The following is a 13210-nucleotide window of genomic DNA, read 5'->3' as shown; positions in this document are numbered from 1 at the left end:
CTATGCTCGGAAGTCGTACCCGACAACGAAAGCTCGATCTGACATTTTTTTGCAGCTAAGGCGAACCGTGCAATTAGCATGTGCGCCCGAGCGCGGGCATTCGCGGCTTCGCTCTTCGCACCTTGCAAAATAAAAATGAGTCTCCCAGACGCCCAGAACTTACCGCTCAACATAGACAGCGTACGCGCCTTGCGCGTGGCCGGGCGCGCCGCCGAAGCGCAGGCCATGATCACTCGACTCGCCGCCTTGCCCGATCCGGGCATATGGATCGGACAACTCGGCATCGACTTGAACTATCTCGGCATGCGCGAGCTTGCGGAACGTTGTCTCAGGATAGCGCTTACGCACGACATGTCTCCCTTAGTGCGCTACCAGCTCACCGAAGAACTCGCGATGGTGCTTTACTCGAGCGGCAAGTATCACGAAGCGCATGCACTGCATCGCATCAACCGCGATGTCGGACGCGGCGAGTCGCTTCTCCACGTGCTCTTTAGCGGTGACATGCCGTGGATCGACTTGGCGCGTCCCAAGCTGCTCGGCATAGACGAACCCGTTGCCGGCAAGTCGATCTTGATCTCCATCGAAGGCGGCTTCGGCGATTTCGTGCTCTATTCGCGCTACGTCGATGCCTTGCTGCGGGAAGGCGCACGCGAGTTGGTCATCGAAGTCTTCGACGAGTGGCGCGATGTCGTCCGCCCGCGCGAAGGCGTGCGTCTTGTCATCCCGACGGCCGAGCAACGTGCGCACGAGATGCAGCATTGCGACCGCATCACGTACGTGTTCAATCTCTTCGCGCGCTATCAGCATTCGCCATATTTTCCGATGGAGAATCCCGGCGGCATGATCGCATGCAATCCCAATCGCGGCTTGCCGCACGAAGCGCTTGCATCGATGCCACGCGAACCGAAGCGGATGAAGGTCGGTATCGGCTGGCGCAGCGCCAGCAACGTGCGCCATGAGCCGTACCGGTCGATGCAACTCCAACAACTGGCCGCGTTGTTCGCCAATCCCGATTGCCGCTTCTACTCGCTTCAGGTCGGCGCGCTGACCGATGACGAACGTGCGTTGATGCAGGCACACGATGTCATCGACATGGCGCCGTATCTCGCGGCTTTCGGCGATACGGCATACGTGCTCGACGAACTCGATTTGTTCATCACCATCGACTCGGGGCCCGCGCATCTTGCAGGCGCGTTGAATCGTCCCGTGTGGGTGCTGCTTGCAAACGCGTGCGATTGCCGCTGGTATGACTGTCAGCGCTTCACGCCCTGGTATCCGTCTATGCGGCTTTATCGTCAGACGCAACTCGGCGACTGGTCGCATCCGCTCGACGAATTGCAGGCCGATCTGGCGCAACTCGCTGCACGCTGACGCCGCTCGACCCCGGCGCGCTTCATGTAGCATTGACGCAGCTCCCACATGCGCCTGCGACATGACTCGTTTATCGATCCGTTTGGCTCTCGTCCTGGCGCTCGCGCTGACTGGCATTGCGCATGCCGCATCCGGCGACGACGATCCATCGACCGTTATCAGCGACAGCCACGAGTTCGTCGTGGCCGAAGACGGTTCGGTGACGGAGGACGATACCACCGTGTTGCGCGCGAACACGTCGGCCGGCATCGACGAAATTGCGCAGCGTTACGTCTGGTACGACCGCAGCGTGTCGAACGTGGAAATCGTCGAAGCCTATTCCGTCGATGCCAACGGCGCGCGTCACGATGTTTCGCCCGAGCAGATCCGTGACATCCAGGAGCCGCGTTCGGCCGGCGCGCCCACGTTTCAGGACGCCAAGCTGCGCGCGGTGATTTTTCCGGCGGTGGGCATCGGCTCGACGGTGCATCTGCGGTTTCGCAAGAGCCAGGCGAGCCCTGTCATCGCAGGGCAGTTCAACTATTACGTCGATCCGGGTTCGCGGCCGGTGCTTGCACAGCGGCTCATCTTCGATCTGCCCGCGACCAAGCCGCTCTTCGCCGATGCGCGCGGTTATGAAGCCGAGCCGCCCGTCACCGCGAATGGCCGCACGCGCTATGCGTTCGATTACCGTCGCGAACACATTGCGCGCATCGAAACCGGCTCGGTCGCTTACGCGCAATACGGCGACCGTCTGATGGTGTCGACGTTTCCCGATTACGCGAGCTTCGCCGCGAGCTATCGCGAACCTTCCGTGGACCCGAGCACGAAAGATCCCGCCGTGATCGCGTTCGCGCAATCGCTCACACGCAACGACGCCGACGCGCGCGCCAAAGCAAAGACGCTCTACGACTGGGTACGTCGCAATATCCGCTATGTCGCGATGTTCATCGGTCAAAGTCCCGCCGTGCCGCATCGCGTGACGGAGGTACTTGCGAATCGTTATGGCGATTGCAAGGACCACGTCGCGCTGTTCGGCGCGTTGCTCGATGCCGTGGGCATTCGCAACGAGCCCGCGCTGATCGGCCTGGGCGCGGTGTATTCGCTGCCTTCGGTGCCAGGCTACGGCGCGGGCGCGATCAATCACGTCATCACATGGATGCCCGATCTGAATCTATATGCGGATAGCACGGCGGCGAGCGTCGAGTTCGGCTATCTGCCACTCGCGGACATGGATCGCCCGACCGTGCTCGTGAATGCCGGCAAGCTTTCGCACACACCATCCACGCAGCCCTTGTCGCGCGCGGCGCGATTGCAGATCGACGTGGCGCCCGGAGGCGTCGCCAACTTTGCGTACTGGGTCGAGGATGCAGGATGGAGTGCCGAGATCGAGCGTATGAATCTGCGTTCGGCGAATACGGAGCGGCGCGAGCAGATCGCAACGGACCGTCTGCGTTATACGAATCTGCGTGGCGCGGGCGCGCTTACGACCAGCGATGTCGATGCCACGAGCGGCCCCTTCGCCACGACCGTGAACGGCACGCTCGACGACGTGGTCTGGCCCACTGGCACGACCGCGTTGCCCGCGTTGACGAGTCTCTCGGGCGGCATCGCGACGCAGGCGCGCAACTGGCTTGCGGAGCGCGTGCGTACGCAACCTTATCTGTGCGTAAGCGGCGTGTTCGACGAGGTATCGCAGATCGTGCTTCCTCGTACGATGCACGTGGTCGAAGTGCCCGACAACCTCGACCTCGATAGCGGCTTCTTCCGCTTTTCATCGCGCTATCTGTTCGATGCCGCGACCAACACGATTCAAATTTCGCGCACTTTCACCGCGAATTTCGGCAAACAGGTCTGCACGCCCGAGGACTTTCAGGCGGCGCAGCCGGTGCTTAAGAAGATCGAGCGCGATACGCAAGGGCAGATCATCGTGAAGGCGGCGTTGCGATAGTGTGCCTTCACTGCGCGTCACGCGCCACACGAAAACCGTTCTGCGATTGCCTCACGCTCGAGCTGTATTTGAATCGCGTGGCCGATTGCATATAGCTCGCGCCTTCGCGCCACGAGCCGCCGCGAATCACGCGCACTGAACATGATGGATCGTCCCACGCGTGGCCATCGGCCGGTGCGCCTTTGTAGTTGCCGTGCCAGCAGTCGGCGACCCATTCCCAGACGCTGCCGTTCATGTCGTGGAGACCATACGGATTCGCGGCAAATGAGCCTACGGGCATCGGCGCTTCGGGACGATAAGGCTCGCCGCAATCCTTGCAGTCGGCGTTGCCTTTCTTCATTTGATCGCCCCACCAGTAAGTGCTCTGCGTGCCGCCGCGCGCCGCATATTCCCATTCGGCCTCGGTCGGCAGGCGATATGCCTTGCCGCCCACCTTGCTCAACCATTTGACGTAGACCTGCGCGTCGTCCCAACTGACGTTGCGCATCGGCGCATTGGCGGGCGGCGCGTTGCCGGCGTCGCCATCGGGTGAGATACGTGTGCAGGCGCCGGCATCGACGCATGCATTCCATTGTTCGATCGTCACTTCGTATTTGCCGATGAGATACGGCTGCGCAATGGCCACGCGATGCGGCGGCTTTTCTGCGGGATCGTCGTTGTTGCTGCCCATGTTGAAGCTGCCAGCCGAGAGCGGGACCAGCGCGGGACAAGACGGGCAGTCTTTTACTTCGGCCCCTGCGGAAGTCTTCGCTGCGGGTTTGGATGCAACTGCGACAGGGGCGGTCGTGGTTGCCGGTGCAGGCGTGGGCGCGGTTTGACGCGGCTTTTCAGCGACGATAGGCGGCGCGGGCTTCGGCGTTGGCGCCGGAGTAGGCGAAGCTGGCAACTGCGGCGATGCCGCGGGCTTCGAGCTTGCGGCGGCCGCCCGCAAGCGATCGATGCGTGCCTTGGCAAGCGTGGCGAATCGTCCGTTCGGATACGCCTTCAAATAGGCTTCGTAATCGCTTGGGTACGTGCTGTCCTTGATCGATTCCCAGAAGGTCAGTTCGTATTGCTCGCTGCTGTCCTTGGGAAGAATGCCGCGCGTACGGGTACCCGTGGCGGATTGCGTCGCATCGATGGCGTCCGTGGAAGCTAACGACATCGGTGCGAGTGTGAATGCGGCATCGAGTGTCGATGCGATCCACGGCCGTTGGCTATCGTGCGTCAGCCGCGCGACATTTGCGGCGGCTATTTCGAATACCCGGGATGTGGTGCGTGCTTCGCCGGACATCGCTCGTAACAGCGCGGCGGTGTAAAGGCCGTTGCGTTCCGTCTCGGCGGCTTCGGTCGCAAAAGTAGTTGCGTACGCAACCAGTGTGTTCGCGGGCAAAGACATGCTCTCGGTGGGCGCGGCACCGAAGGGATCGTTCAGACACATGTCGAGCACGACGATGTTCGCGGCGTCCGGACGGCGTTGCACCATGCGCGCCACGACATCCTTCACCGGAATACCTTTCTCGACCAGCGTGACGGGCGCATCGGCGCGGGCATCGAGCGGGGCGAGCAGGGCATCGCCGCCTGCCTGCAGACCGTGGCCCGCAAAGTAGACGAGCGCGGTATCGTGTGGACCCAGTTGCATGACGAACGTGTCGAGCGCGTCGCGCATGGCGGTTTCGTTGAGATCGATACGGCGCGTCACGTTGAATCCGAGCGACGTGAGTGCAACGCTCATATCGTATGCGTCGTGCTCCGCGGCCGGCAGCGGGGCGTCGCCGTAGTGCGTATTGCCGATAACGAGCGCCATGCGATTCGCATGAGTGTCGGCGGCCGCGACCGAAGGTCTCTCAAGCGGTGGATCGGAAGGCGCTGCGAACGCGCCGCCCATCGTCACGAACATGCCTGCGATGAAGAGAGTCCGCCACATATTCACACCCTTTCGGTCCGGCTTGATTAGGGGCGCGCCGTTCGCGCGTCTGTCGTTGTCGCCTGGATGCTCATGCAAAGTCGGCGCATGCGAGGACCATGCATTTGCCGTCGCGCTCGTGCATCTGCAGCACAAACAAAGATAGCACGCGGTCAGTCGGCACTTAAATCCCCATTAAGCAGGTATGCGTGATGAGGAGTGCGCTTCCGGTCTCTCGTAAGTATCTTTTTTAAACGTTACGTTCTAATCTAAAAACCTGACGACGGCATGATCGCTCCACGCACGAGCGTACGACAGTATCTTCAGCGCTCGCACATTCGTCAGTCCTTCATGTGACTGTTCATCAAGAGGCATGCACAACATGTTGAGAAGAACCGTGCTTGGCGCACTGGCTTCACTCGCCGCCGTCGCCGCCGATACGTCTTTTTCCGCCGCGCGTCAGCGCACTCCCGCTCCGCCGAACGCCGAGGCATACATCATCTGGCCGCCCGACGGCGCCGTGATCTCGGGCGGCAAACTTTGGGTACGCATGGGACTGCGCAACATGGGCGTCTGTCCGAAGGGCGTGGACATGCCCAACGTCGGACATCACCACTTGCTGATCGATACTGACCTGCCGCCGCTCGATCAGGAGATTCCCTCCGACCGCAATCACTTTCACTATGGCGCGGGCGAGACCGATGCGCGCCTGGAACTTCCGCCGGGCAAGCACACGCTACAGCTGCTGATGGGCGACTACAACCACGTACCGCACGATCCTCCTGTTTATTCCAAGAAGATCACCATCACGATGAAATGAAGCATGCACGGCAACCGCGCAGCCCAGGGGAGTGACATGAAGAACCGAACCGTCAGCGCAATCGCGCTATCACGTTTTGCATTGCTTGCCGCTGTGTTTGCAGTGCAATTCGCCGTAGCGGGGCCGACGCCGGCGCCCGCCAACGCTTACGCCTATATCGGCTATCCAAACGATGGCCAGACCTTCGCGGCGGGCAAGCCTATCAAGGTGTGGTTCGGTCTACGGTACATGGGCGTGGCGCCGCGCGGCGTCAAATTCCCTAACACGGGGCATCATCACCTGTTGATCGATACGGACTTGCCGCCGATGGATCAGGAGATTCCGTCCGACCGCAATCACTTGCACTACGGCGCGGGCGAAACGGAAACGACTATCGAACTTCCGCCGGGCAAGCACACACTTCAGCTCTTGATGGGCGATGACCGGCACATCCCGACCGACCCGCCTGTGTATTCGAAGAAGATCACGATCTACGTCAAGTAAGCGGCGCGCGCATGCCTTAAGCGCCGCCTTTCCCTGTTGATACGCCATATCCGCAGACGTTTCGCGGATGAGAGCGTTCGTCTCGGGCCCGAGAAAAGCGATGTCGTTCGATAACGGACAGTTGGAGTCCGAAGTGTTGGTAGAAGACCATCATCAGTGGGTCGAGTTTGAGAGCGCATTACGTCGACCGTGCTTATGTGCGACAAGGCTTTGCTAGATATTTTTCCGCATCGAACGACGACTGGCACACCCTATGCATTTAACAGCTCACGCAAACAAGTTGTCGCCAACCACCACCCGATGCGCAAAGCGCGAAGTCCCAAGGAGAACCGCCATGACCACGCTGACCATTCAAGACCTGCCCGTTACCGAAGAGCTCGATCGCCAGACGATGTCGGCCGTGCGCGGCGGCATGTCGTTCCTGTTTCCCGGCATCGACATCACGAAGTTCGAATCTTCGTTCAGCACGCAGCAACTGATCGGCCAGACCCAGAACACGGTGAATCAAAACGGCGTGGGCGTGGCCTTCGGCGGCAACATGATGTCGAACGTCATGCCAAAGCAGGAAGCGCAGAACATCAGCACCGTCAACCTTGGCGCCAGTCCCGTACTGAGCTAAATCAACCTTATCCAGGAGCCTTCGATCATGTCCACTCTGACCATCCGCGATCTTTCCCATCAAGCCGAAATGGACCGTGACGAAATGTCGGCCGTGCGCGGCGGCATGAATTTCCTCATGCCGTTCTATAGCAGCAGCGCGTTCGATCTGAGCGGTACGACGGAACAACTCGCAAACCAGACGCAAAACACGTTCAACCAGAACGGCCTCAACGCTGCGTTCGCAAGCGACATGACCTCGAACGTCAAGCCGAAGCAGGACGCACACAACGTCAGCAACATCAACGTGTTCACGCCGTTTGTTTCGTGAAGCCGGGAATAAAAGCGGCAGTGACGCGGTAAAGCATCAATGTGGTTACGCGGTAAAGGCGAGGCACGGGGAGTCTCGCTTGCAATACCCGCCCGCCGTTCGCAAGACGGCGGGCGGCCTCCGATTCGATCCGTATGGCATCCCGTTCCGCCTTGTGATTTACTCGATGAATCGACGAGCCGGGCCGCGACGCCTCCACACTCAACCTGACCGTCGGTGCGCGTTCACCGGGAGCGAGATCGTGCAAGCCTTGTTGCCATCGTTGCGCTTTGGCTCTATGCGCTTAGGCTCTTTGCGCTTTGGGCTGCTACGCGTCGGCCTTGCAAGCGGGCTTGCTCTGCTCGCCGGTTGCATCGACGTGAAGGTGCCGACTTATCAACGCCCGGACACGCCTGAGAAGACCGCCTTCACCAAGATCGACGCGCCCAAGGTCGCAGCGGCTGCCACCATTCAGCCCGACTGGTGGAAGCAGTTCCACGATCCCGCACTGGATACGCTCGTCGGCCAGGCTATCGACAACAACTTCGATATCAAGGTGCTGGCCGCGCGCATCAACGTGGCGGGCGCGCAGATCGGCGAGGCCCGTGCGGGCGCGTTGCCTTCCATGGATGCGGGTGCGGGCGCGAGCTTCGAAAAGACCACTGGCCAGATGTTTTCGAAGCAATACAACCTGGGCACGCAAGTGAACTGGGACATCGACATCTGGGGCGCGGTGGAAAAAGGCGTGCAAGCCCAGAAGGCCGAATTTCGCGCGACGGAGGCCGACTGGCGCGCGGGTTATCTCGAACTCGTCGCCAACGTTTCGACCACTTACTTCCAGATTCTTCAGTTCGACGATCAGATCGAGCAGCAGAAGAAGACCATCGCGACCAACCGGCAAATCCTGACGATCTTCGAGGGCATGGAAAAGAACGGTCTCGTGCCCCATACGCAGGTTTTGACGCAGCGCGCGGAATTGAACCGCCTCACGCGCGATCTGCTGGAATTGCGCCGTTCGCGCGATCTTGCCAATAACGCGCTCGCTACATTGACAGGCGTTCCCGCAGGCGAATTCAAGCTGCCGGAAGGGCATCTGCAAACGCGTGTGCAGGCGCCGCCGGTGCCGTCGGGGCTGCCATCGCAGTTGCTCGCACGGCGTCCCGATCTCGTCGCGGCGGAGTATCGCGTGCTCGAATCGTATGACCTCGTCGGTCAGGCGAAGCTCGCGCAATTGCCGACCATCAGTCTCACCGGGCGCGGCGGCAGCGCCAGTTTCGCGCTGACGGACCTGCTCAAAACTTTCACCTTCAGCTTTCTGCCAAGCATCAACATCCCGGTTCTCGATCCGAGCGTTCGTGCTCACGTGAAGACCACCGAAGCGCAAACCACGGTCGCGGAACAGCAATATCGCAGCACCGTCATGAGCGCGTTCGAGGAAGTAGAGAATGCGCTCGTGAATCTCGATTCGCATACGAAGCAGCGCGTCGAGTTGCAACAGGAAGTAGAGCATCTGACCATCGTCGCGGCGCAGATCGACGCGCAGCTCAAGGAAGGCGTGATTTCTCAGCTGGAAGTGTTTGAAACCGAGCGCACCTTGCTCGCCGCACAGCTTGCGCTGCTCGCCAATCATCAGCAGATCCTGTCTGATACGGTGACGCTCTATAAGGCGCTCGGCGGCGGATGGCCAACGGTGAATGTTCAGAACGCATCCACGGATACACCTCAGTGAGCAATCCTCAAGCTTTGCTAACGATCGTTCCATATCGCCTCAAGCGGCTCGCGTATGGCGTTTTAAGCCAGTGCTGCACGATTGACTACGATAATGCGTGACTTAAACTTTCAACACCCGCCGTCGCATAGCTCGGCTGGCGGGACGACCCATCCGCTCCATGCGCCGCTCGAGGCTCGTGGACTCACTTCGTGACATGGACATGGCTCCAGGCGATCCGATAGCGGAACAGCAGCCGAACGTGGGCGAAGCGTTCGATGTCGTCCTGAAGCCGCTCGCTCGTAACGGAATCGGCGAGAATCTGGCGGAGATTCGTATCGACGAAAATCTCTTCGCCATTGGCCGTGCGGAAGCACCGTTCGATACCAGCCCGCCCGAAGCCGTCGCCCAACTCTCGCGTCGTCATGCGCGCATCTTCATCGAGCATGGCCTCGTCTATATCGCCGATCTCGGCAGCAAGAACGGCACCGCCGTGAATGGCACACCCGTGCGCGAAATGCCCGTGCGCGTTCGTGCGGGCGATGAGATCGGGTTCGGCAACCGTCTCGCATACCGCGTGCAATTTGCACCGCGCAAGCGCCGCAACGTGGCCGTCAAGCCCTTGAGCATCACGCTCGTTCCGCAGCGCAACGACCTGAACTTGCAGCCCGTCGAACTGCTGCAATTCCCGTTTCTCGTGAGCAAGAGCGACGCTACGTTTGCGCGTCATCGCGAGCAGTATCCACATCAGGTGAATTACGTATCGCGGCGGCATGCGCATGTGTTCGTCAAGGGCGCGGCGCCGTTCGTCGAAGACCTTGGCAGCACCAACGGCACCTTCGTGAATGGCGCGCGCCTGGGCGAGTCAGCGGTCGAACTGAAGAACGGCGACACGCTTGCCTTCGGAGGCACGCATTTCGTCTATGTCGTGCATCTGCATGGCGAAGAGAGCGAATCGACGCTCACGGAAATGGCTGCCTCGCATGCCGACAATAACTTCGACAGCGACAAGACGACCTTCGTCGGATCGGCGCACTCGTTCCTCGATATCTTTTGCGTCGATCAAGCTGCGGCGATCGAAGACGAAATCAATCTGGATTCGCAGCCTGTCCCCGCAAAAGAAGCCGCTCCTGAAAAGAAGCGGCGTGGCAAGACGGCGCTTTTCGTTTCCGAATTGCATACGGCCTTCGCAGGCGATGACCGTCGTACAACGCGCCGCACGCGCATGATTGCAGCGAGTGTGCTGATCGCGATGCTCGCCAGTGGTGCGGCGCTCTTTTACAGCGGATCGAACGAACGTCAGGCGAAATCGCTGCTGGCGCAGGGCGACTATGCACAAGCTGCGAGCGTCACGAGCGACTATCTGCTTACGCATCCGCAAGACACGCAATTCGCCGCGATGAACACGGAAGCCGTGCTCAAGGGAAATGTTCCGCGCTGGCTGGCCGCGTTGCAACATGGTGACTTCGCGAACGCCGACGCCATCATCGCGCAGATGAAAGCCCTCGGTCAGAACAATCCCGATGTGCGCTCCATGATCGACGAGCTCGACTGGATAGGCAAACTGGAGAGCTTCGTAATGAGCCGCGGAGGTCCTGATGCGCCCATTCGCATGTATGACGATGAAGGACGGATCGGCGCAATTCTGAAGCACTGGGAAGCGGATGCGTCGGGGCATCAACGCGATCTCGACCGGCTTGCGGGCTATGTGCCCGAGTTTCGCGAGCCGTATGCGCTTGCACTTAGTCATCTGCGCAAGCTGCAGAGCGACGACTCTGTCTACCTCGCGGCTATCGAGCGATTGAATGGGACCATCGTTAAAGGTCTTGCGCAAGACGATCTCGATTCCATCGACGGCGCGCTCAAGGACTATGCGGACAAATATCCGCGACTGGGCGGCCTCGATCGCGTGCGCGCCGATCTCAAGCGCTATGCGGATCTGCGCAGCGCGGCGAGCGGCACGAGCCTCGCACCGCTTGCCGCATCCATAAATACGGCGAATTTTTCGACGCCGCCTTTTCAGGAGCGGTATCAACAGATCAGTGCGGATCAACTGCCGCCACCTGAGGTGCTCAGACAATACGCTGCAATCGCCGATGCCTGGCGCGACGGCAAGACGCCGGATGCGCTGGACGGGTTGCAGAAATTGCCGCAAGGCTCATGGTCCGCGACGGCGCAAAAGGAACTCGCGCACAAGAAAGCCGTGGCCGCGCAATACGCAGATTTGCAGAAGGCGCGCGGCACGAAAGCTTATGACGAAGCGCTGCTGTCGTTCTACGAAACGCTCGATCTCGATAGCGACACGTGGTTCGCAAACAAGGTCGCGCCTGATGTCGCTTCGCTCCGGGACAAGGCTGCTGCCCGCGCGCAAAGCCTCATGTCGCAAGCACAGACGCTATGGAATCAGTATCGGACGAACGGTGGCATCGGCGGATCGCAACGGCTCGAATCGGGTGTGTCGGACACGTTCCGCAGTCAGGCGCGACTTCTCACCGATGCCGAGGATGCGGCCACACGCGGCATGCGCATCTTCCGGCAAGTGAAGGCCGACAACGGTAAGTGGGCGGCGCTTGCAAGCGAGATAGACAACGAGTCGAGCCTGCAGCGCCGCTCGCTGCAGGATCTACGCATGGTGCTCGAACCGCAGTTGCTCAAGACCAAGCTCGGCTTGATCGGTGCCAACACCATCACGACGGCAACCACGGGAGGCACGAGCGGTGAAGAAAGACGCGCACCTTAAACCTTTATCGGAAGCGCTGGTCGATCATGGCGCGGAAGGTATCGCCATACTCACGGCCGAGCCGCTGCGCCTGACGCAAGCCCTCATCTACACGATGGTCGCGCTGGTCGCGTCCGCGCTGGTCTGGTCGTTCGTGGGACATGCGGATGTCACCGTGGCCGCGCAAGGCACGCTCGCGCCGGAGTCCGAAGTGCGGCGCTTCTACGCGCCGATCGACGGCGAGCTTGCCGAGCTTTTCATCGCGGAAGGCCAGCCCGTACGCAAAGATGACGTCGTCGCGCGCCTCAATGCACGTGGTGCAATCGAAGCGGCGACCAATGCGCTCGAAGCGCAACTCAAGCTCGACGATGCGGAACGCGAATGGAAGCAGTTCCCCGAGAAGAAGCTGCTCATGCAGCGCAAGATCGTCGCGCTGAAGAATCAGATGGAAGTGGAAGAGCATCAGCATCAACAGCGCGTGAACGAAGGCACGAGCAAGCTCGCGGAAGGACAGAAGGCGCAATTGCAGGAACAACGCAGCGTGCTCGAAAACGCCCGCCGCGCACGCGATGCCGCGAAGACCGAACTCGACCGCTTCACGCGGCTCTTTGCCTTGCCGGGCGGCGGCGGGGTGTCGGAATCGCAAGTGGAAGTCAAACGCAACGCGTATCTCGAAGCCGATGGCGGATATCGCGTGGAACAGTCGAAACTCGCAGAACTGGATTTTCGTCTGAGCCATGAATTCACGCAGGCGAAGGCGCAACTCGAAACGAGCGGACAGGAATCGACCAATCTGCGCTTGCAATATGAATCCGCCATGCGCGAAGTGGCGAGCACGGAAGACAAGTTGCGTCTGCAACTACAGACCGCGCGGCTCGTGGCGGATGCTGCCGCGCGCATCAAGTTCGAAAATATCGACAAGGATAATTTCCTGCTAATACTCGCGCCGGTATCGGGCGTCGTCACCGATGTCACATCCACGCAGACCGGTGACAAGATTCAGGCAAACACGCCGTTGGGCGGCATTGCCCCCGCCAACGCCAGGCCCGTGTTAAAGATCGAAATTGCGGAACACGATCGTGCTTTTCTTCGCGAGGGACAGCACGTCAAGCTCAAATTCAACGCGTTTCCTTACCAACGCTATGGCGTGATCGACGGCACGCTCGCGTTCATCTCGCCCGCGACCAAGCCGAGCCCTGGCACGAAGCAGCCTGTCTACGAAGGACGCGTGACACTCGATCGCGACTTCTATCAGGTCGCCGACACGAAATATCCGCTGCGTTACGGCATGACCGCCACTGCCGAGATCGTCGTGCGCGAGCGCCGGCTCATCGACCTCGGGCTCGACCCCTTCCGCAATGTGGCGGGATAGGGAAGGAGGGTTACG

At 60.6% G+C, this 13210-nt stretch carries 10 protein-coding genes; 9 read left to right on the top strand and 1 reads right to left on the bottom strand.

Going from position 1 to position 13210, the window contains the following annotated elements; translation table 11 throughout:
• Positions 1 to 135 precede the first annotated feature (135 nt).
• Both P9250_RS12620 and P9250_RS12615 read left to right on the top strand, forming a co-directional pair.
• Positions 136 to 1371, top strand: a complete 1236-nt coding sequence (locus P9250_RS12620; RefSeq protein WP_310393335.1) for a glycosyltransferase family 9 protein — start codon at positions 136 to 138, stop codon at positions 1369 to 1371.
• A gap of 61 nt (positions 1372 to 1432) precedes the next feature.
• A complete protein-coding gene (locus P9250_RS12615) occupies positions 1433 to 3301 on the top strand; it encodes a DUF3857 and transglutaminase domain-containing protein (protein WP_310393333.1) in 1869 nt (622 codons plus the stop codon).
• 7 nt (positions 3302 to 3308) lie between these two features.
• Here P9250_RS12615 and P9250_RS12610 read toward each other — a convergent pair whose 3' ends face one another.
• A complete protein-coding gene (locus tag P9250_RS12610; RefSeq protein ID WP_310393331.1) occupies positions 3309 to 5207 on the bottom strand; it encodes an SUMF1/EgtB/PvdO family nonheme iron enzyme in 1899 nt (632 codons plus the stop codon).
• Positions 5208 to 5568: 361 nt separating this feature from the next.
• Here P9250_RS12610 and P9250_RS12605 point away from each other — a divergent pair, with 361 nt between their 5' ends.
• The 7 genes from P9250_RS12605 to P9250_RS12575 all read left to right on the top strand — a co-directional run bounded on the left by P9250_RS12605 (position 5569) and on the right by P9250_RS12575 (position 13195).
• Positions 5569 to 6006 (top strand): DUF4399 domain-containing protein, encoded by a 438-nt coding sequence (locus tag P9250_RS12605; protein WP_244829619.1) that lies wholly within the window; start codon positions 5569 to 5571, stop codon positions 6004 to 6006.
• Between the two features lie 36 nt (positions 6007 to 6042).
• Positions 6043 to 6489 (top strand): DUF4399 domain-containing protein, encoded by a 447-nt coding sequence (locus P9250_RS12600; protein ID WP_244829620.1) that lies wholly within the window; start codon positions 6043 to 6045, stop codon positions 6487 to 6489.
• Between the two features lie 334 nt (positions 6490 to 6823).
• Complete coding sequence (locus P9250_RS12595) at positions 6824 to 7108, top strand: hypothetical protein (protein WP_250493432.1); 285 nt, start codon at positions 6824 to 6826, stop codon at positions 7106 to 7108.
• Between the two features lie 27 nt (positions 7109 to 7135).
• Positions 7136 to 7417: a hypothetical protein gene (locus P9250_RS12590; protein ID WP_250493431.1), complete on the top strand. Its 282-nt coding sequence runs from the start codon at positions 7136 to 7138 to the stop codon at positions 7415 to 7417.
• A gap of 277 nt (positions 7418 to 7694) precedes the next feature.
• Positions 7695 to 9125: an efflux transporter outer membrane subunit gene (locus P9250_RS12585; protein ID WP_309964064.1), complete on the top strand. Its 1431-nt coding sequence runs from the start codon at positions 7695 to 7697 to the stop codon at positions 9123 to 9125.
• A gap of 202 nt (positions 9126 to 9327) precedes the next feature.
• Positions 9328 to 11844 (top strand): FHA domain-containing protein, encoded by a 2517-nt coding sequence (locus P9250_RS12580; RefSeq protein WP_310394142.1) that lies wholly within the window; start codon positions 9328 to 9330, stop codon positions 11842 to 11844.
• The gene (locus P9250_RS12575) at positions 11822 to 13195 is read left to right on the top strand and encodes an HlyD family efflux transporter periplasmic adaptor subunit (RefSeq protein WP_244829623.1); all 1374 of its coding nucleotides are present in this window, start codon (positions 11822 to 11824) and stop codon (positions 13193 to 13195) included. Before P9250_RS12580 ends, P9250_RS12575 begins: the two co-directional genes overlap by 23 nt.
• The last annotated feature ends 15 nt before the right edge of the window (positions 13196 to 13210 follow it).

The sequence above is a fragment of the Caballeronia sp. LP006 genome (assembly GCF_031450995.1).
Taxonomy (GTDB): domain Bacteria; phylum Pseudomonadota; class Gammaproteobacteria; order Burkholderiales; family Burkholderiaceae; genus Caballeronia.
Note: the sequence above shows the minus strand (reverse complement) of the source record. Positions and strands in the feature narration are given on the sequence as shown.